The following is a 19,085-nucleotide window of genomic DNA, read 5'->3' as shown; positions in this document are numbered from 1 at the left end:
AATGACTCTTTGAAAAATAATTGTTCTTTCCCTCACAAGATCATCACAAATACCCAATACTATAGAGGTATATTCAATCGAAAGGAGCGCTTTGGCGATGTATGACTATCATATGGTCAGAAAGAAAAAAGCAAAGAAAAATCGTAAGCTAGTCGGTCATTGGTTATACATAATCAGTCTTGCGCTTTTTATGGGGTTTTCTGCACGTTTGATTTACATTGTTCAAGTCGGCGTGATTGCAGGCGTCTCTTTGTCTGAAAGAATAGAAAATTTGTATTATAGTTCAAGATCGATCGAAACAAGTCGAGGGGCGATTTTTGATCGGCAGGGGACAGTGATCGCACAAGATATTCTTTCCTATACTGTTCGAGCGGTTCTTTCTGAAGATTACATTGATAATGGCCGACCCATGTATCTAGACAGAGCGCGCTTTGAAGAGACCGCAACGATTCTTTCGGAGTATTTACCTATTTCTAACGAGCAAGTTTTGTCAATCTTGTCAGATGGTGCGAATCAAACAGATCCGCCTGTCTTTCAAGTGGAATTTGGCAATGTTGGCAGTGGTCTAAGTGTGACTACTCGAAATCAAATCGAAGCGGCGTTTGATGCAGCTGGAATCAATGGTATCTATTTCGATGCTCGTTCAAGTCGCAGCTATCCGAATGGTATCTTTTCTTCACATTTGATAGGGACAACGTCAGATGATGAAGAGATCCGAGTCGGAGTTTCTGGATTAGAATATGTACTGAACGACTTTTTGAAGAATCAAAATGGGCGAGAGTCCTTTCAAGTCAATGCTTCAGGGAATCCTGTTCCCGCAACCAATCAAACCGTAGAAGAAGGAGTAGATGGGAATGATGTTTGGACGACATTAGATGCTCATCTGCAGTTATTCACTGAATCAGTGATGGATGAAGTTATGGAACAAACACGACCAGAAAATCTAACGGCTTTATTGATGGATGCGAAAACTGGGGAGATTTTAACGATGGCTCAAAGACCTAGTTTTCATCCAGAGACCCAAGAAGGAATTGCGGATGAGCACTTTATTTGGCGTAATCTTTTTACGGAAGAGATGTATGAGCCTGGTTCGACCTTGAAGCTGGCAACCGTTGCGGCAGCTATTGATGAAGGTGTTTTTGATCCGACGGAACGCTACAATCCTGTGAGTATGCAGATTGAAGATCGAGTCATCAATGACCACGACTCAGGAGCAAATGGTGAGTTGACGATGCGGCAAGCGTTAGCTTGGTCAAGCAACACTGGGATGGTTCGACTTCAGCAACGGATCGGTTTTGATAATTGGGCACAGTATTTAACTGATTTTGGACTAGGGAAAGTTACAGGAAGTGAGCTTCCTGGGGAAGTGCCTGGGATCTTACCTTCAAGAAATCGGGTGGATTATTCCATGAGTTCCTATGGCCATGCGATCGGCGTCAATCAGATGCAGATGATGCAGCTATTTAGTGCATTTGCCAATGGTGGCGAGATGATACGTCCGCAATTGATTCGGCGAGTAGGGGAAGAGACCCAAGTTTTTCCAGAAGTCGTTTCCCAGCCTATTTCACAAGCAGCAGCTGATGCTGTTTTAGAATACATGACCGATGTAGTGACGGATGAACGTTATGGCACCGCTTATGATGTATACCAACTGACGAACCATGAGATTTCTGTCAAAACTGGGACTGCTCAGATCGCCAATGAGAATGGTCAAGGCTACATGACGGGAGAGTTTGATTATATTTATTCGGCGGTCTCCATCTACCCAACGGATGATCCACAGTTTATTCTTTACCTCACTATCAAGCGACCAGAAGAATACGATCGACATACATTAGCTAAAATCGCCAATCCCTTGATGGAGCGTTCGATGGCGCTGCAAAGTTTTCGTGAGTAAAAAAAGTTTCTTAAAAGGAGCTTAAAAAGACCTAGATCATCTAAGAAATTTCATGCTGCAGCTGGTCAACTTCCCACAGGAATGATAGTCTTTAGAAAAGACAGGAAGGGTGCATCAGCGATCCAATCTAGGGATGAATGAATGGATAAACGATCGCGCTAAAGCTAACACATAAAGATTCATTGAGGGAGGTGTCATATGAAAAAAATAAAATTCTTGATCAAAAGCATTTTTCTCATCGGGCTTCTTTATTTTGCAAGCCAGATGATCACATGGCAAGACGGGCGCTTGGCATTTCGTGATGCCCGACTCAACGAGATCACTCAATCTCTCTCGTCCCAATTTTCTCTTTCACAAGACACTTCAGCAAGGCCAGCGGCAGAAACGCCTGCCCAGACATATTTATATAATGAATCACGACAAGTGATCGAAGAAACCTTTGGGGAAGCGATCAATGAATCAGCGAATCGGTATGGACTGAACTGGACTTCCTATCACGATGATTTTCGTAACTTCATGATGGTGATGTACGATGAACATGATATTGCGCAAGGGATCTATACGAATCAAGATACGATTCTTATCGATGACACGCTAGGTATCGGATCTTCAAAAGCAAGCGTTCGTAATCAGATGGGGACGCGTCAAGAAAGTCTACAACGAGGATCACGACGGTATCGCATCGATTCGGATGCCGACTATGATCTATTCTTGCAAGACGATCAATTGATTACTTTTTTCTATGATGTTCATGCCGAAGATACAGTGACTGCGATCCAAATCATCAATCGCTCCCTAGAAACACGCCATGCGAATGATTTTCGCCAAAATCAAGCCGCCATTTTAAGCGGTTTACGAACACAGTTATTTGAATTAACGAATGCCACCCGAGTGAAATTTGGTTTGTCACCTCTTGATTTCAGCGAAGCAACCAGTGAGACTGCCGTGAAGCATAGCCAAGATATGGCAGAACATCGATACTTTGACCATATCGGGTTAGATGGATCGACTCCATTTGATCGGATGCAAGAAGACGGGATCAGCTTCACTGCTGCAGGGGAAAATTTGGCATTTGGCCAAGCCAGCAGTATTTACGCCCATCAAGGTTTAATGAATTCAGAGGGACATCGGGCAACGATTCTAAATGATGAGTATCAATTTCTCGGGATCGGTATTGCGATCGATACCAGCGAACAGCCATATTATACAACGTTGTATCACCGAGGATCGGCGTCGTAAATTCCTGAATTGCGTGAAACTGATTAGTTAAAAAACACTGCTCATTTGAGATTGCTGCGTTAGCAGCATCAAGTGAGCAGTGTTTTTTTGTCGATAAAATGGTGTGCAGCAGTATTATTTAGTTTTGACGGTAGGCATGAGGAGAGCACTGATACTTCTTTTGAAATAGCTTATAGAAGAATGAGACATTTTTATAGCCGACTTGGTGTGCGATTTGTTCTACAGGTAGGGAAGAATTTCTCAACAATAAACTGGCTTGATTGAGTTTTAATTCTTGAAGGATCGTCACAAAGGATCGACCAAGCTGCTGACTGATACGGCGACTCAAATAGCTCGGGTTGTATCCAAATGCCTCCGCAACCGAAGCTAGTGTGCAAGTAGCGAAATGTTTCTCCAGATAGTCCAACACTTCTCCGAGGTACAGTTGGTCACTTTTTTGCGACTCGATCCGTTGTTTTTCCTGGAAGTTACGAACGAGTTCGGAAAAAATAATGATCATATAGGAATGGATGACCTCATGAGAACCGAAGGAGGGATTGAAGAACTGGGCCAAGACCCCGAAAATCGCATCAATCAAATAGTCGTTGTTACTCGTTTCAAACACTAAGTATTGATTGTGCTTTTGACTTTCAGATAACGCATTGATGGCAAAATCGGCGATCATGCTATTGGATGCTAACCGACTGAGCATCTGCGTGGAAAAGTACTCTTTACTGATCAAAAAGTTAATAACAATGTCGTCTTGATTTGTTTCGATAATTTGGTGGATCACCCCAGTATCTAGTAAGCAAAAGTCACCTGCCTTTAGGACCACTTTTTTCTCATTGATCATGATCGTGACTGTTCCAGAAAAAACATAATTCATTTCGATAAAATCATGCTGATGGAGTGGCGTAGATGAAAAGCGTGCATGTTTTAAAATCAATAGCTGGCTTGTCTTAAGAAATCCGCTATCCTGCGGTCGTTTTCGTATGAGACGAGAAAGGTGTTTTTCGAAGGTATATTGGTAAATTGGCTCATTTTTCTCAGTGTAGACTTTCTTGAAATCCTCATAATTGTATGGAAGGGTTTGCGTCTTTTTAAGGGCTATTTCTTCAGTAGTCGTCAATTGTTGTAACTGCTGCAGAATGTTTTGTTTATCCATCGCTTTCTCCTTAGGTAAAAAATAGTCAATGAAATAGTAGAGTATCGTCATTGAAGACAGGTAGAGATAGTATATAATACTTGTATGGTAGCGTTATCAATTATCATAATCCGGATGATAATAATAGTCAATAGTACCAGCAAATTCGAAAGAAATGGGGAATCACCATGAACCACGACAAACCATCATTAAGGGATAAGATCCAAAGTACCCTTGGTCCATTTGCAAGTAAAGTCAATGGGAATATTTATATTACTTCAGTTAGGGATGCAATGTTAGCTTACATGCCATTCACCTTTATTGCGTCGATCTTTTTAATTATTGCTTTTTTTCCGATCCAACAAGTGACCGATTTTATTACTATGGTGTTGCGAACAGAAGATGCTAGTGTCTGGCAAGAGAAATTGCTCTATGTCAACAATGCCACACTCGCAATCGGTGGTTTGCTAGTTGTCATTTCCCTCGCAAAATCACTGGCAGAAAAACTTGAAACAAATGTTTTGCAATGTGTCTTAACTGCTTTTGTTTCCTTTTTACTATTAACACCGTTGGATGCAATGGAAGCAGGAACTTTTTTAGATATCACCCGCGTTAGCGCGCAATCGATGTTTTTAGCGATTATTGTCGGTATTTTTAGTACAGTTCTTTATAAAAAAATTGAGGGCAAAGGAATCAAAATCAAAATGCCAGCAGCGGTACCACCAGCTGTTTCTGGACCATTCGAATCGGTGATTCCATCTTTTCTTGTCATCACGACGATTTGGGTCATCCGACTCATCATCGAAGCCTTATTTAATAGTGATGCCATGACGCTGATCAATGGGACCCTTGGGATTCCATTAACTATGTTAGGTGGCTCCCTAGTTGGAATGGTCGTTGTGAAAATTTTCGAGCAATTCTTGTGGTTTTTTGGCCTTCATGGAACTTCGATCATTCAAGCAGTGATGGACCCAATCCATCAAGTCCTTGAAGATCAAAATCGTGTGGCATCAGTGGCGGGAGAGATTCCAACGAATATTATCAGTATGAGCTTTCGGAATCATTTTGCCTCGATTGGGGTCGTCGGTGCGATCATTGCTATTTTGATCGTAGCAAAAAGCAAACAGTACAAAGAGGTTGGAAAAATTGCTAGTGTTCCTTATATTTTCAATATTGGTGAACCAGCGTTGTTCGGGATACCGTTAATGTTGAATTTCAGTTTTCTCATTCCCTTTGTTTTTGCGAATGCCGTCACAACGATCGTCGCTTACTTTGCCTTTTATTTCGGGCTAGTCCCGATCCCAACAGGACTTGCGCAAATTCCGTGGACCACTCCGCCGATCATTAGCGGTTATTTTGTCACAGGTAGTGTCATGGGCGCATTGTTACAAATCGTCTTGATCGTGATCGCAACGATGATTTGGTTGCCATTTATCAAAGTTGCTGATAAGCAGATCTGTATTGAAGAAGCACAATAACCCACGAAAGGAGCAGCGTATGAAAGAAACGATAACCATCAACGGGAAGACAAAGCCATTAACAGTGGATTTAAATGATCCGATCCTTATTGAATGGTCAATGACCAATCACCAAGGCTATCGATTGCAACTTTTCAATGAACAGCAGCAAGCAGTGTATGACGTTTCCAACATAGCCGCTTCTGAGAATAAAATGGCGGTCCACTTACCACAGCATCCACAGCGAAAAAAATATCAAGTCAAATTGACAGCAGGAGCAGGCAACGATGTCACCATTTACAGCAGTGTGTTTTTCACGATAGAAAAGCGTGAGCAACCTAAAGAAACCATGGGCAAGTGGATCACTCGCTTAGATGATCCAATTAAAAAAGAACGGTTTTATTTTTCAGAAGAGAAAAATAGCTGCTTGTCCCGCTCCTTCACACTGGAAAAGTGTCCTTCCTATGCAGTGATCGATTGCTGCGGGCTTGGTTTTTATCGCTTGTCTGTTAATGGAAAAACGGTATCAGATGTTTATTTAAACAGTGATGTAACGAACTATGATCGAGTCGTCTACTATGATACTTATGAGTTAACTGATTTTTTACAGGAGGGAGACAATCGGATCGAAGTTGAACTTGCGAATGGCTGGTACAACCCTGCTCCGATTGAGATTTTAGGTCGGTATAACATCCGCAAACAACTAGCGATTGGTAAACCTTGTTTCTGGGGGGAGCTTCAGTTAAATGACGGAGGAGAAAATCGCTACATTTACTCAGACAATCAGTGGCAAAGTAGTTTTGGGCCTTATTTGCAAAACAATCTTTATATAGGAGAAATCGTTACCGATGTACCTGATCCTCGACCAGAAGGAAAAACGGTACAAATTGCTGGTCCCGCCGGACGTTTTAAGCCAAGCTTTATTCCTAAAATCAAGCGCACACAATCGATCGTTCCCCAAAAAATGACCGAAACTGCAGCGGGACTGCTCATTGACTTCGGTCAAATCATCAGCGGTCAATTTGCTTGTACACTTGAGAAAGATTTCATTGGTCAGATCAGAATCAGCTATGCAGAAACATTAGATGAGCAAGGCAACCCAGATTATACGTCTACGATCAGTGGAACTTATGGCATATACGATCCCTATGAAGGGAAGCAGCCAGATGATCCCATCGTTCAACGAGACATCATTGAGAAAACGGCAGCGAGGACGTTCGTTTTTGAAAATCGCTACACGTATCATTCCTTTCGCTATGCGTTGATCGAGACGAAACCTGCTAACAACCTTCAAGCGATTGTGGGCGCAATCAAAGCCTATCGCCTGCATACGGATGTGAAATCGTTGGTAACCCTTGAAACCTCCGATCCCTTCTTGAATCAGTTATGGGCGGTTGGCCAAGCCACGCGGTTGAACAACATCCACTCGTATTTTGAGGACTGCACCCGTGAGCGGTTCGGATATGGCGGAGACATCGTCGCTTTATTGCCAACACAGATGGCAGATCTGGCGATTGCGCCGTTGTTGGAAAAAGTGTTGTGGGATTTTGCCAACGACCAACGACCGGATGGTGCAATGACTGCAACTGCGCCATTTGTAGGAATCATGACAAATGGTCCATCAAATGGTGGTGGTGCGTTAGGGTGGCAATTGGTAGTTCCAGAGCTTGCTTTGGCATTGGTGAAGACCTATGGGAAACAAGCAGCGGTTGCCAAGCTGCGTCCACAGTTGGAACGGCATCTCAACTATTTACTCGCTTTTGATTTTGATTATATTGCCCAGTGCTGCCTCGGTGATTGGGGAGCAATTGATGAAACTCAGCAAAACGGGGTCATTACTTCGCCAGATCAGTCCTTTTGCTCTGCCTGCATGTATCTGCTTTTACTACAGCGTTACCAAGAATTGATCGACTTGAGGATCATTGGTAACGAGGACTATTGTCAGCGAGTGACAGCAGCGATCCAGTACACGACACAGCAAATCAAAGAGCAGTTTTCTAAAGGAAATGAGCAATACGGTGAGGGCACCTTGTCTAGCATGATCTTTGCAATGAAAACAGGACTCAGTGAAAAAAAACAAATCTTGCCAAAATTAGTACAACGGATCAAGCAGCAAGAGGGGATTTTCTCTTTCGGCATCTTCGGGATGGCATGGAGTTATCAGTTGCTGGCTGAAGCTGGCTATAATGATATTATTTTTGATTGGTTAACGAGGAAATCTGCGCCTAGTTATGCAGCAATGCTGGCAAGTGGAAACGGCACTTTGATGGAACATTTTCCAACGCCGCAACATTCAGCCACTTACGAAAGTTCGTTGAATCATGCCATGTTTGCTTCTTATGGGTATTGGTTTGTCCGTCATTTATTAGGCATTCAGATGACAAGCGCTGGGATACTGATACAACCAGCCTTCGATGTACCTGTAGCCCATGTCAAAGGCTCCTTACAAAGTACGTTTGGATTAGTAACTTTAAGCTGGGAAAAGACTGATCGTACCGTTCGCTTAACGGTGGAGTTGCCACGAACATGTGGCTATGAAATCAGTCAGATGAAAGGTTTTAGAATAGTCAGCGAGAAAATAGAGGATGAGGGGAGTCAAAAGAAAGTTACCTGTCACTATACGATTACTTCTTAGCTGGTGAAAAAGTCGACACGTGGAAAGTGTTGACTTTTTTTCTGTCCTTGATTACTTTTTGCGTATTTCATCTATGAGGTGGTGAAAATGGATCAATGGAAGCTGCTCAAAGACTATTGGCGATTTGCAGTTGGTGGTGCTGTTTTGATGGTTTTGCTGATCATCTGGTTTGTACCGTTCTCGCAAAACAAAGAAACAAACTGGCAATCAATGGCAGATGCAGCAGGTCAATCGTCTGAAATGGGGGAAGGTGGAACCCTTCAAGAAGATGGTCTTCACGATGAAGAGTATGAGATCGTTATCGATGTCAAAGGAGAAGTGCACCAACCGGGCATTTATCGTTTAAAATCAGGTGCGCGGATGTATGAATTGATCGAACAAGCAGGTGGTCTGACAGAAGAGGCGTTAGAAACAGCCATAAACTTAGCACAGGTGCTGCAAGATCAACAGATGGTGATCGTCCCGCATAAAGAGGATCAAGCGTTTACGGAGATGAATGCTTCAGGAGTAGGTGGCAGCCAGACAGCAGTGACACAAATCAATCTGAATCAAGCCAATGCGCAGCAACTGCAAGAACTGCCAGGTGTGGGTGCCAAAAAAGCAGAAGCAATCATCGCTTACCGCGAAGAATATGGCTTTTTTAAACAGATTGATGACCTAAAAAAGATCACAGGCATCGGAGAGAAGACCTTTGAGTCCTTGAAAGAGATGATTACAGTGACGGACTGAACCAAATAAAAGTAAGAAATACTAAGAAATGACGGTTGAAAATTCAAGAAATTCGATTAGAATAGAACTAATCAATCGCAAAGGAGCAAATGAATGAGCAATACGAGAATCCCTTGGGACCAGTATTTTATGGCGCAAGCTGTTTTACTTTCTTTACGCAGTACGTGTTCCCGACTTGAAGTCGGCGCTACATTAGTCAAAGATCGCCGAATCATCGCTGGAGGCTACAATGGGTCAGTCAGTGGCGATGTACACTGCATCGACGATGGCTGTTATGTTGTCGATGACCATTGTATTCGGACGATTCATGCAGAAATGAATGCCTTATTGCAATGTGCAAAATTAGGGGTGTCAACAGACAATGCGGAAATCTATGTAACGCATTTTCCTTGCCTTCCCTGTACGAAAGCAATTTTGCAAGCAGGGGTCAAAACGATCCATTATTTGAATGACTATCGTAACAATCAGTATGCAATGGAATTGATTCAACAAGTAGGTGCTTCCGTCCACCAAGTTGAACTTGATCCGGTGTATTTTGAAAAACTTTCATTTGGTGTGCTGAATGATGCACAACCAACAAAAGAGAACTGATTCATTTTTATTTCTTAGTATTATCTTCGCTTGTTCGGTGACTGCTTACTATGTGCAGTCCATCTTACTGGGACTCATTGTACTTTATTATTTCGGGATGCTTGTCTTAAAACGACAAGCATTTTTGTGCATGATTTGTTTTGTCGGACTGTTGCTGTTAAGTGTCCGCGTCTGTCTTTCTCGGACTGGAAACATACAAGAAGGTGAGTATCAAGGGGTAGTCAATGTGTTGCCAGACACGATCAAAATCAATGGCGATCTGCTTACGTTTGAAGCAAAATCTTCCGCAGGTAAAGTGATTGGCCGTTACACGATTTCTTCAGAGACTGAAAAACAGCAATGGCAGGATCGATCCGATTGGGGAAGAAAGCTGCTGGTGAAAGGATTTTTTTCTCTTCCTGAAAAACCACGAAACCGCCACGGGTTTGACTATTCTGCCTATCTAGCCAGTCGATCAATTACTGGCACAGTCCATATCGAGCAAATGGTAGGAATGGAAGCAGCAGACTCAGGCTTTTCGCTTGCAAAAGTTCGAGCAGAGGTTATTTCTTCTGTGCAACGAATCTTTCCTGAACGCTCAGCAGCCTATATCAATGCGTTGCTCTTTGGTTTTAAAGACCATGACTTTCAAGAAGTACGTCAAATGTATCGTGCTAGTGGCTTATTGCATTTCTTTACGATCTCAGGAATGCATGTCGTCTTATTTTTCAAGTGGTTTCGCGGATGCTTCTGCCGATTGGGGTTTACGCAAAAAGAAATGCTGTTGCCAATGGGGGTCTTTTTCTTGGTCGTAATTGGGATTTGTGGCGGCGGCATTAGTGTCTGGCGTGCTGTCTTGGCATTGTCGGTTACTCAAGTGACCACTCTTTATCAACAACGGCTATCGGCAAGTGATCATTATGGGATCGTCTTAACGGCTCTTTTATTCGTTGATCCCAAAGTATTGCTTCAAACATCGGGGCAACTAAGTCTTTTGATGGCCTTCCTGATAGTGATGCAGCGACCGATCAAATTGAGGTGGTTTTGGCGCAGTCAGTTCCTCACGGTGCTGGCTGCCCCTGTCATTGTCTCGCTCTTTTATGAATTTCCATTATTTGGGGGCTTTTTGACGTTTGTCTTTTTACCGTTTTTTCAATTGGTTTTGCTGCCAGCCTGTTTCTTAATGTTCATTGCTGGGACGCTTTTCCCAACCATCAGTGGGCCGATTGCCCTTTTTGAAGGGCTTTTATCACTTATGGAAGTTGTCGTGGGCGCTGTAGGAGACGTATCGATAACGGTGGGTGCCCTTCCTGCAGGATTGGCAGCTAGTTGTTGTTTGCTTGGCCTGCTCTGTTACCAAAAGAAACGGTGGCTGCTGGTGATCTGTTTTTCGCTTGTTGTACCAAGCGTCTTTCAACAGAATCGCGTTTTACCCACCATTAGTTATGTCGACGTTGGTCAAGGCGATAGTATCGTTTTACAGGCAGAAAAAAATCGCGAAGTTTATGTGATCGATACTGGAGGTTCTCTGTCTTTTCCGAATGAAAACTGGCAAGAGCGCAAACGACAAGCTGCCGCTGAATCTACATTGATTCCTTTTTTGAAAGGGGAGGGAGTCAGGAAGATTACTGGTTTGTTTCTAACTCACGGGGACACGGACCATATGGGAGATGCGCTAGCATTGATGAAGGCGATCCCTGTTGAAACGTTATATCTTGTACCAGGAAGTGAACAAGATCACCGCATCGCCAAGCTTTTAAACGAACTGCCTAAGCAGACAAGCGTTGTTTGGACGACGGTTGGCCAAGTGGTGGGTGATTTCCTTCAGTTGCAAGTATTGGCACCAGAATCAGGTGCAGGACAAAACGAAGATTCGATGGTGATTAAAACCAAGGTAGGGGATAAAACATTTTTGTTTACTGGCGATCTCGAACAAGCAGGGGAAAAAAAGTTGATTCATGATTATCCGAATTTAAAAGTTGATGTTTTGAAACTAGGGCATCATGGCAGTCGAACCTCGTCGGCACCTGAGTTTGTTGCGGCAATCGATCCCCAATTCGGGATCGTTTCAAGTGGACGGAACAATCGGTACGGGCATCCTCATGAAGAGGTGCTTGAAACGTTGGCAAATCAGACCGTTTTGCGAACCGATCAGCAGGGCATGATCCAATTTATTTGGTCTGAAAAACAACAATCATTTTTGATAAAAACGCTGCTAGACTATCCGATTGACTAATGGTAGGATAAGAATGAAAGCGGGGGGAACGATGGAATTACAAAAAGCGTTGCAAGCAATTCGAACCAAGGAGTTGCAATCGATTTATCTGGTCATCGGCAGTGAAATGTTTTTACAAGAGCAAGTTCGCACGGCCTTTTTGGAGCGTTTTTCCGTTGGGAAAGATGATCTGAATTTTGCTTCCTTTGACATGGAGAAAGATCCCCTTGATATGGTGATCCAAGAAGCCCAATCGTTGCCTTTTTTTGGCGATCAGCGATTACTGTTCGTTGAGCGGCCATTTTTCTTAACGGCTGAAAAAAAGAGCAATGCACCTGAGCATGACCTAGATGATTTTTTGAATTATATCAAAGACCCATTGGAATCATCGGTAATGGTGATTTTTGCAGATGTCGATAAATTAGATGAACGGAAAAAAATTACTAAGCAGTTGAAGAAAGCCGCAGTTGTGATTGATGTCGCACCTATGAAAGAAGCCGACGTGCGTCAGTATCTCCAACAGTCGTTGGCCAATGATGGCATCGAAATGAGCCGAGAGGCGTTTGATTTGTTTTTACGGTTAACGGATCTGCACCTATCAAAAGCGATGCAGGAGTTACAGAAACTACGGCTGTATGCAGGAAATGGCAATAAAATTACGAAAGAGATCGTCTTACAGTTGATCCCTAAGACGTTGGAACACAATGTCTTTGAATTAACCAGCGATGTCTTAAAGGGGAACGTATCGGATGCGTTGCGCTTGTATGACGATCTATTATTGCAAGGGGAAGAGACGATCAAGATCAATGCTATCTTGATCAGCCAAGTCCGTCTGCTGTTACAGGCGGCGATTTTGATGAAAATTGGCTACCAGCAAGCCAATATCGCAGAAACGTTGGGGATTCATCCGTACCGAGTGAAGTTAGCGATGCAGCAAGCTCGGGGGTTTGGAGAAAAGCAATTAGCGGCACTATATAGTGAATTGATCGAAAATGATTACTTAGTAAAAAGTGGTCAGATGGACAAAGAATATTTGTTCCAGCTATTTGTTTTAAAACATGGCAAACAGTAAGTCAAAAAGAAAGGCGCAGCAATCATCGATTGCTGCGCCTTTCTTAATTTGCTTATTTTGCAATTTTTTTACTTAAACGAGATTTGTCGCGACTAGCTTTGTTCTTGTGGATCAATCCTTTAGTCTCAGCCATATCGATTGCTTTAACAGCATCTTTATATAACGCATCTACGTTATCAGCACCAGCTTCAACAGCTTGATCAAATTTTTTGATTGCTGTACGCATTGTGCTTACTTGAGATGAATTCTTAGCATTAGCCGCTTCGCTTGTGCGAACACGTTTGATTGCAGATTCAATGTTTGGCATGTATTTCACCTCCGAAAAAAAAGTTCAATTACGTTTAGAAAACGTATAAATCAACACTAGTCATTATACCTAATGCCAAGAGTGATTGCAATAAAAGTTGTAAAGAAATTTTACTTAACACAAAAATTTGTTTTTTGGCCGTGCTATTTTTTGCTTTATGGATTTTAAAAATGCTTCTTTGCACATTTTTTACTGAATAGTTATAAAAAGTTTACACAGAAACAGCTTTCTATGCTATGATTACTTCGGAATTTTTAAATGGGGGAATCTATGTGAATATCGCTTTGTTTCTAACGATTGTGTTGTCATTAGGGGTGATTTTCGTCAACGGCTGGACGGATGCGCCGAATGCTATTGCAACCGCTGTCTCCACGAGAGTCTTACGCCCGAATATCGCCATTGGCATGGCAGTCGTCATGAATTTCTTAGGTGTGCTAGTGATGACGTATTTTAATGCGCAAGTTGCAGAAACCATCAGCAACATTGTGACTTTTGATTCAGGCGGGAGTTTTCGGGTCTCACAGATCGCATTAGCCGCTGCCTTGTTTTCAATTGTTGTTTGGACGGTCGCAGCTTGGTATTTTGGGATCCCAACTAGTGAATCTCACGCGTTGATCGCAGGACTGACTGGTGCAGCCATGGCCCTTGGTGGGTTACATGCAGTCAATGGCGAGGAGTGGCTGAAAGTTTTGATCGGTCTTGTTGTTTCTACGTTGATGGGCTTCATTGGCGGCTTTCTGATCACGAAACTGATCGTATGGCTCTTTCGCGATACCCAACGGCGAAAAGCCAACAAAATTTTTACAGTTGGTCAAGCCATTGCGGCTGGTGCCAATGCGTTCTTACATGGTGCACAAGATGGCCAAAAATTTATGGGTGTCTTCATGTTAGGGCTTTTTTATAACAATCTTGCTGAAAAGACCGGCAATGGCTTTTCGATCCCACTCTGGGTGATGGTTCTTTGTTCCTTGACCATGGGGATCGGTACTTCTGTCGGTGGGATGAAAATCATCAAATCAGTAGGGATGGATATGGTAAAACTGGAAAAATACCAGGGCTTTTCTGCAGATGTTACCGCTGCGATCTGTTTGTTCTTGTCTTCCGTATTTGGTATCCCAGTTTCAACGACCCATACAAAAACGACTGCCATCATGGGGGTAGGGGCTTCTCGACGTTTTTCTAGCGTTGATTGGCGCATCGTTAAAGAAATGATCTATGCTTGGATTTTAACGTTCCCTGGTTGCGGGTTGATTGCGTTTCTAATGGTGAAAATTTTATTGCTAATTTTGTGAGGAGAGAAAGTAATGGCACGAAAAAAAGGATTTGATTATTTTGCGGCAATGGAGCAGTTGGCAACAAATGGCCATCTAGCTGCGAAACGTTTTTCGCTGTTGATCAATGATTACTCTGAAACAGCGTTAAGTGAAGCGGCAGCTGAGATTCATGGATTAGAAAAGGAAGGCGATCAGGTGATCGCTGAGTTAACGAATGAGTTGTACGACTCATTTATCACACCGATCGATCGCGAAGACATCCTGGTCATCTCTGAGCGTTTAGATGATATTTTGGATGGCATTATGGGACTGACTTATTTATTTGAGAATTTGGTCATTACGAAGATTCGCCCTGAGACGAACTTATTTGCTGAAATGATCGTTCAAGCGACACAGGGGGTCGAAACAGCATTAAAAGAGTTTCCGAAGTTCAAAAATTCAAAAACATTGCGTCAAATGATCAACGATGTAAATACGATTGAATCAGAAGCAGATCTTTTGTATTCAAAAATGAAAAAAGCGTTGTTTACGGATGAAAAAGAAGTGCTGGAAATCATTAAATGGAAAGATATTTATGATCGCTTTGAATCGATTATCAACGACACCGAAAGTGCGGTTGATATCATCGATGGTATGGTGATCAAAAACACGTGAGGAACTAGAGAGCATTCAAACGAAAAAAAGAGCAACTATTGCGGCAGTTACCTGCCCAAGAGTTGCTCTTTTTGCTTATAATTGGATCAGCCAATAGCCGATCAAAATGATTCCTAAAACGATGCGATACCATCCAAATACGGTAAAATCATTCCGTTTGATGTAGTTCATCAAGAAACGGATCGCGATGATCGAAACGATGAATGACACGATGGTTCCTGTCAATAAGATGACGGTTCCTTGGAAATCAAAGGCATTGCCATCTTTCAAAAACTTGAAGATTTTCAAGGCACTGGCACCAAACATGGTGGGAATACCTAAGAAAAATGAAAATTCAGCAGCAACATAACGAGAAGCGCCGATCATGATAGCACCTAAGATAGTAGCACCAGAACGAGAAGTTCCTGGGATCAATGCCAATACTTGGAACATTCCTACGATCAATGCCGCTTTGTAGGTGAACTTGTTCAAATCGGTACATTTTGGTGCTTTATTTTTGTTGCGTTTTTCTACCACGATAAAGCCGATCCCATAAACGATCAAGACGATCGAAACGGAGAAAAAGTTGTAGAAGTGCGCATCTAACCAATCATCTAACGGTAATCCGATAATAACCGATGGCAAGACCGCCACGACGACTTTAAACCATAACGTCCATGTATCTTTTTTCTCTAACTCATTTTTCTGCGGTGAAAAAGGGTTTAGTTTATGGAAATATAAGTAGACGACTGCTAAAATCGCACCCAGTTGTATGACAACATTGAACATCGTCATAAACTCGGGAGTTACATTCAATCCGATAAATTCGTTGGCTAGAATCAAGTGACCCGTGCTGCTGATTGGCAGCCATTCCGTGATCCCTTCAATGATCCCAAATAAAATCGCTTTTATGAAATTTGTAAAAAACATTGGTTCAGTCCTTTCTATGACAAAATACAACTCTTAGTATACCGTTTCCTGATTCGAATACCAATCTTTTTCCTAAAAAAAGGGGGCAGTTTTTAAAACAAAAACTGCTCCTTTCTTAAAGAAATTGATCAACTGCCAAAGGTTTCTCTTAGGATAAAAGTTCTTGAGAGAGTGCTAAGCCTTTTTTGATGTAATCGGTATTGCCCACTTCAGCAATCGTAAAGCTGCCATCTTCGTAGATCAGTCGAGTGACCGAGCCATTTTCAATATCCATGCGAACATTGTTCTCATCATTGATCAGATGCAAAAGAAAAGCGATCGTTAAGCCGTGAGACACAACTAGCGCATTGCCGCCGCCTTTTTTCTCAACGCGGTAGGCGATATCTTCAAACCCTGTTTTGACACGTTCGGTCAACACATCAAAGGTTTCCGCCCAATTGGCTGTATCTGCGTGATAGATCGCATTGGCGATCGCCTCAAACGAGACATGATTGGCAATCATATCATCGTAATCAGGAAAGTCAAGAATCCGTGGCAGAACGCCCCACATTTCTGCATCATAGGCACCTTCAAGTGAGCCAAAGCACCATTCACGAATCCGTTTGTCGATATGATAAGGGATCTCTGGTCCTCTGACATGTTCACCCAGTATCAGACGCATCGTTTCGATCGCGCGGCCGCTGTCACTGGATACTGCTTCCACAAAATCCACATCTCGTAACCCGAGTCCTAAATAATGGATGCCTTGTTCACCAGTACGAGTCAATGGGGTGTCGCACCAGCCTTGCACACGCTGCAATGTGTTGAACATGGTTTTCCCGTGACGCACGACATACAATTCCGTTTTTGCCATAAGTAGTAATTCCTCCTTTGGTTCGTCATTCGTTTATGCGTTAAAAAACGGATTGGTCCGTTTCTCAATCTCGATCGTTGTTGGTTCCCCGTGGCCAGGATAAACGGCCATCTGATTCGGTAAAACAAAAAGTTGCGTTTGGATGCTGGTCAGCAGTTGCTCAAGGTTGCCAGTTGGTAGATCGGTCCGACCGATGCTGCCTTTAAATAAGGCGTCTCCAGAAACGACAAACTTGTCAAAAATAAAACTGACGCTGCCGATGGAATGACCTGGGGTTGCAACAACCTTAAAGGACATGCCAGCTATCTCGTACTCTTTCAATTCAAGCTCGAATTCTGCTGGACGTGCGGTGATGGTTCCTAATTCAGGATGACGACCAGAAAGGTTTTTCATAGGATCACTTAGCCATTCTTGCTCAAGTGGACTAACGTAAACGGGGATCTGATAATAATCCCGCAAATGGTCAACTGCGCCGATATGGTCATAATGAGTGTGGGTCAATAAAATCGCTGCTGGTTTTGCGCCTGTTTTTTCGATCTCAGCGATCAATCTCGCTGCTTCTGCTCCAGGATCAATAATCAACAAATAATCTTCTTTCCAAATAAGGTAACAATTTTCTTGAACGGGTCCTGTCACTAAACCAATGATTTTCATGCTAAAACCTCCTAGGATCACAAATACTTGTGTCTGACTATAAGTATAGCTTAAAGTATAAGAGGAAACAAAGAAAGGTTTTTAGGAGTGAAAAATTAATGATAGAAACGATGAACACAGAAGACAATCGTCAGGCGATCTGTCAATGGCTCAATCATTCAACGAAAAAAACAGAGGCAGTGAGTGCCTTTTCCGATCAAGAGCAGCTTTCATTTGCATTTTTTGACAATCACGATCAACTTGGTGGGTTGATTGGGAAACGGACAGGTAATACGATTCATATTCGATTGTTTGCAGTTGATCCAAACCATCAGAATCAAGGGGTGGGGAAACAATTGATGGCAGCACTTTTCGATCACGGTAAAAAAGCGGGGTGTCGTTCCGTGACAGTTACCACCCAAGACTACCAAGCGCCACAGTTCTATCAAGCAGTCGGCTTCGAACAATTTGCTGTGCTTTCTGACACGCCTGTACTTGGCACGGATAGGCTTTATTTCGTGAAGATGCTGTGACCACCCTATGGCAGGCAGGTGATAAGGCTAACCAATAGTTTGATGAGAGAAAAGCTCAGAATTATTGTGGGAATTCGAAAATTTTTCTAAGAAACCGCATTAGCAAAAAACTGCTGTTATACTAATTAAAATAAGAAAGCGCGTGTTTCGTTTGAAACTGGTCTAATTTTTTCCTGCAGCAGAAACCTTCGTCGTGACTAAGTTCGGGGAAAGTAAGTGTTCAGGACCTTGTGTTCGTTTTGATTGGTATACATCAACTTTTTGTAAGAAGGTGTTTTTTATGAAAAAATCGCTCCAATTCTTTTTCACTGTATGCTTTGCTGTGCTTCTTTTAGCGAGCTGTGGTGAGGAAGAGCTATCCATCGATGATTCGAAAGAAGTTTCTGAAACCGTTACTTCCGCCTCAAAAGCGGTTGAAAATGGCGACCTTGATTTGATGTTGATCCAAGATGAGAGTGTCATCTTTCCGCAAAGCCAAGGGGTTTATGATTTCCATGAGAATGAGTTGACGATCGTTAAGCAGTATTTGCCGATGGCAGACTTAGAAGATAGTTCAGCCAGCTCTAGTGATGTTGCCTTGTATAAAGGACAAATCGAAAGTGATTTTCAGCGCCATTTTTCCCATTCAGAGGTACAGTTGTCCAACGATCCTTATCAAATTTATGAGATCACCTATCAAGATGCCTCATACATCGTCGAAGGAAAACGTTTGACGATCATGGCAGATGGGCGAACCTTTGAGTTCACCTTAGATCCCAATAATCAGAAGGCCTATGATCAAAATGGCGTTAGCTATGACATTCAGGTCGATCAATAAATTTTCTTAAAAAAATATTCCTGCTTTACTTGCTTAGGTGAGTAGAGTAGGTTTTTTTGGTGACCTTTCGTCAAACCCATTTTCTGGAAGTGGAAATGGTGTTGATTACCTGATGAGAAGGCATTTTGCCGCAAGTGATTTTTTTAGAGATCAAACCTGTTTGGATAG

17 protein-coding genes are annotated in these 19,085 nt (G+C 42.6%); 12 read left to right on the top strand and 5 right to left on the bottom strand.

Annotated features, from left to right (window positions below):
- Nucleotides 1-97 precede the first annotated feature (97 nt).
- Complete coding sequence (locus tag IGI73_RS08605) at nt 98-1,897, top strand: penicillin-binding transpeptidase domain-containing protein (RefSeq protein WP_428207244.1); 1,800 nt, start codon at nt 98-100, stop codon at nt 1,895-1,897.
- Nucleotides 1,898-2,095: 198 nt separating this feature from the next.
- Entirely contained in the window at nt 2,096-3,136 is a 1,041-nt protein-coding gene (locus IGI73_RS08600; protein ID WP_074932587.1) for a CAP domain-containing protein, read from the top strand.
- Nucleotides 3,137-3,254: 118 nt separating this feature from the next.
- On the opposite strand, the gene IGI73_RS08595 is transcribed toward IGI73_RS08600, so the two are convergent.
- Nucleotides 3,255-4,280 carry an AraC family transcriptional regulator gene (locus IGI73_RS08595; protein ID WP_395997892.1) on the bottom strand — a complete coding sequence of 342 codons (1,026 nt, stop codon included), beginning with the start codon at nt 4,278-4,280 and terminating at the stop codon, nt 3,255-3,257.
- Nucleotides 4,281-4,447: 167 nt separating this feature from the next.
- On the opposite strand from IGI73_RS08595, the gene IGI73_RS08590 reads away from it, so the two are divergent.
- The 6 genes from IGI73_RS08590 to holA all read left to right on the top strand — a co-directional run bounded on the left by IGI73_RS08590 (nt 4,448) and on the right by holA (nt 12,937).
- Nucleotides 4,448-5,737 (top strand): PTS sugar transporter subunit IIC, encoded by a 1,290-nt coding sequence (locus IGI73_RS08590; protein WP_428207245.1) that lies wholly within the window; start codon nt 4,448-4,450, stop codon nt 5,735-5,737.
- A 19-nt stretch (nt 5,738-5,756) separates the two neighbouring features.
- Nucleotides 5,757-8,351 (top strand): family 78 glycoside hydrolase catalytic domain, encoded by a 2,595-nt coding sequence (locus IGI73_RS08585; RefSeq protein WP_438759184.1) that lies wholly within the window; start codon nt 5,757-5,759, stop codon nt 8,349-8,351.
- Nucleotides 8,352-8,438: 87 nt separating this feature from the next.
- The gene (locus tag IGI73_RS08580) at nt 8,439-9,080 is read left to right on the top strand and encodes a helix-hairpin-helix domain-containing protein (protein WP_015509847.1); all 642 of its coding nucleotides are present in this window, start codon (nt 8,439-8,441) and stop codon (nt 9,078-9,080) included.
- A 93-nt stretch (nt 9,081-9,173) separates the two neighbouring features.
- Nucleotides 9,174-9,671: a ComE operon protein 2 gene (locus IGI73_RS08575; RefSeq protein ID WP_005230159.1), complete on the top strand. Its 498-nt coding sequence runs from the start codon at nt 9,174-9,176 to the stop codon at nt 9,669-9,671.
- Nucleotides 9,643-11,886, top strand: coding sequence for a DNA internalization-related competence protein ComEC/Rec2 (locus IGI73_RS08570; protein ID WP_438759183.1), 2,244 nt, complete (start codon nt 9,643-9,645; stop codon nt 11,884-11,886). The genes IGI73_RS08575 and IGI73_RS08570 overlap by 29 nt, the downstream gene beginning before the upstream one ends.
- A gap of 31 nt (nt 11,887-11,917) precedes the next feature.
- Nucleotides 11,918-12,937 carry a DNA polymerase III subunit delta gene (holA, locus tag IGI73_RS08565; RefSeq protein ID WP_034869424.1) on the top strand — a complete coding sequence of 340 codons (1,020 nt, stop codon included), beginning with the start codon at nt 11,918-11,920 and terminating at the stop codon, nt 12,935-12,937.
- 52 nt (nt 12,938-12,989) lie between these two features.
- Here the strand turns inward: holA and rpsT are convergent, their stop codons facing one another.
- Nucleotides 12,990-13,244, bottom strand: a complete 255-nt coding sequence (rpsT, locus tag IGI73_RS08560; RefSeq protein ID WP_005230162.1) for a 30S ribosomal protein S20 — start codon at nt 13,242-13,244, stop codon at nt 12,990-12,992.
- Between the two features lie 236 nt (nt 13,245-13,480).
- On the opposite strand from rpsT, the gene IGI73_RS08555 reads away from it, so the two are divergent.
- The gene (locus IGI73_RS08555; protein WP_005230169.1) at nt 13,481-14,536 is read left to right on the top strand and encodes an inorganic phosphate transporter; all 1,056 of its coding nucleotides are present in this window, start codon (nt 13,481-13,483) and stop codon (nt 14,534-14,536) included.
- Between the two features lie 12 nt (nt 14,537-14,548).
- Complete coding sequence (locus IGI73_RS08550; protein ID WP_005230171.1) at nt 14,549-15,172, top strand: DUF47 domain-containing protein; 624 nt, start codon at nt 14,549-14,551, stop codon at nt 15,170-15,172.
- Nucleotides 15,173-15,247: 75 nt separating this feature from the next.
- Here the strand turns inward: IGI73_RS08550 and IGI73_RS08545 are convergent, their stop codons facing one another.
- The 3 genes from IGI73_RS08545 to IGI73_RS08535 form a co-directional block, all read right to left on the bottom strand.
- The gene (locus IGI73_RS08545; protein ID WP_015509843.1) at nt 15,248-16,081 is read right to left on the bottom strand and encodes an undecaprenyl-diphosphate phosphatase; all 834 of its coding nucleotides are present in this window, start codon (nt 16,079-16,081) and stop codon (nt 15,248-15,250) included.
- 148 nt (nt 16,082-16,229) lie between these two features.
- Nucleotides 16,230-16,934 (bottom strand): histidine phosphatase family protein, encoded by a 705-nt coding sequence (locus tag IGI73_RS08540; RefSeq protein WP_005230175.1) that lies wholly within the window; start codon nt 16,932-16,934, stop codon nt 16,230-16,232.
- A gap of 33 nt (nt 16,935-16,967) precedes the next feature.
- Nucleotides 16,968-17,588, bottom strand: coding sequence for an MBL fold metallo-hydrolase (locus tag IGI73_RS08535; protein ID WP_010749650.1), 621 nt, complete (start codon nt 17,586-17,588; stop codon nt 16,968-16,970).
- A 98-nt stretch (nt 17,589-17,686) separates the two neighbouring features.
- Between IGI73_RS08535 and IGI73_RS08530 the strand changes: the two genes are divergently transcribed.
- Together IGI73_RS08530 and IGI73_RS08525 are read left to right on the top strand one after the other, a co-directional pair.
- A complete protein-coding gene (locus tag IGI73_RS08530; RefSeq protein WP_428207248.1) occupies nt 17,687-18,100 on the top strand; it encodes a GNAT family N-acetyltransferase in 414 nt (137 codons plus the stop codon).
- Between the two features lie 280 nt (nt 18,101-18,380).
- Nucleotides 18,381-18,917 (top strand): hypothetical protein, encoded by a 537-nt coding sequence (locus IGI73_RS08525; protein WP_016611127.1) that lies wholly within the window; start codon nt 18,381-18,383, stop codon nt 18,915-18,917.
- The last annotated feature ends 168 nt before the right edge of the window (nt 18,918-19,085 follow it).

The sequence above is a fragment of the Enterococcus sp. DIV0755f genome, from assembly GCF_051713725.1.
GTDB lineage: Bacteria > Bacillota > Bacilli > Lactobacillales > Enterococcaceae > Enterococcus_D > Enterococcus_D casseliflavus.
The sequence above is the reverse complement of the archived record's forward strand: the minus strand, read 5'-3'. Positions and strand labels throughout refer to the sequence as shown.

Coding starts and splice junctions, on each gene's coding strand:
- IGI73_RS08605 (WP_428207244.1), top strand. CDS start 98: ATGTATGACTATCATATGGTCAGAAAGAAAAAAGCAAAGAAAAATCGT.
- IGI73_RS08600 (WP_074932587.1), top strand. CDS start 2,096: ATGAAAAAAATAAAATTCTTGATCAAAAGCATTTTTCTCATCGGGCTT.
- IGI73_RS08595 (WP_395997892.1), bottom strand. CDS start 4,280: ATGGATAAACAAAACATTCTGCAGCAGTTACAACAATTGACGACTACT.
- IGI73_RS08590 (WP_428207245.1), top strand. CDS start 4,448: ATGAACCACGACAAACCATCATTAAGGGATAAGATCCAAAGTACCCTT.
- IGI73_RS08585 (WP_438759184.1), top strand. CDS start 5,757: ATGAAAGAAACGATAACCATCAACGGGAAGACAAAGCCATTAACAGTG.
- IGI73_RS08580 (WP_015509847.1), top strand. CDS start 8,439: ATGGATCAATGGAAGCTGCTCAAAGACTATTGGCGATTTGCAGTTGGT.
- IGI73_RS08575 (WP_005230159.1), top strand. CDS start 9,174: ATGAGCAATACGAGAATCCCTTGGGACCAGTATTTTATGGCGCAAGCT.
- IGI73_RS08570 (WP_438759183.1), top strand. CDS start 9,643: ATGATGCACAACCAACAAAAGAGAACTGATTCATTTTTATTTCTTAGT.
- holA (WP_034869424.1), top strand. CDS start 11,918: ATGGAATTACAAAAAGCGTTGCAAGCAATTCGAACCAAGGAGTTGCAA.
- rpsT (WP_005230162.1), bottom strand. CDS start 13,244: ATGCCAAACATTGAATCTGCAATCAAACGTGTTCGCACAAGCGAAGCG.
- IGI73_RS08555 (WP_005230169.1), top strand. CDS start 13,481: ATGATTACTTCGGAATTTTTAAATGGGGGAATCTATGTGAATATCGCT.
- IGI73_RS08550 (WP_005230171.1), top strand. CDS start 14,549: ATGGCACGAAAAAAAGGATTTGATTATTTTGCGGCAATGGAGCAGTTG.
- IGI73_RS08545 (WP_015509843.1), bottom strand. CDS start 16,081: ATGTTTTTTACAAATTTCATAAAAGCGATTTTATTTGGGATCATTGAA.
- IGI73_RS08540 (WP_005230175.1), bottom strand. CDS start 16,934: ATGGCAAAAACGGAATTGTATGTCGTGCGTCACGGGAAAACCATGTTC.
- IGI73_RS08535 (WP_010749650.1), bottom strand. CDS start 17,588: ATGAAAATCATTGGTTTAGTGACAGGACCCGTTCAAGAAAATTGTTAC.
- IGI73_RS08530 (WP_428207248.1), top strand. CDS start 17,687: ATGATAGAAACGATGAACACAGAAGACAATCGTCAGGCGATCTGTCAA.
- IGI73_RS08525 (WP_016611127.1), top strand. CDS start 18,381: ATGAAAAAATCGCTCCAATTCTTTTTCACTGTATGCTTTGCTGTGCTT.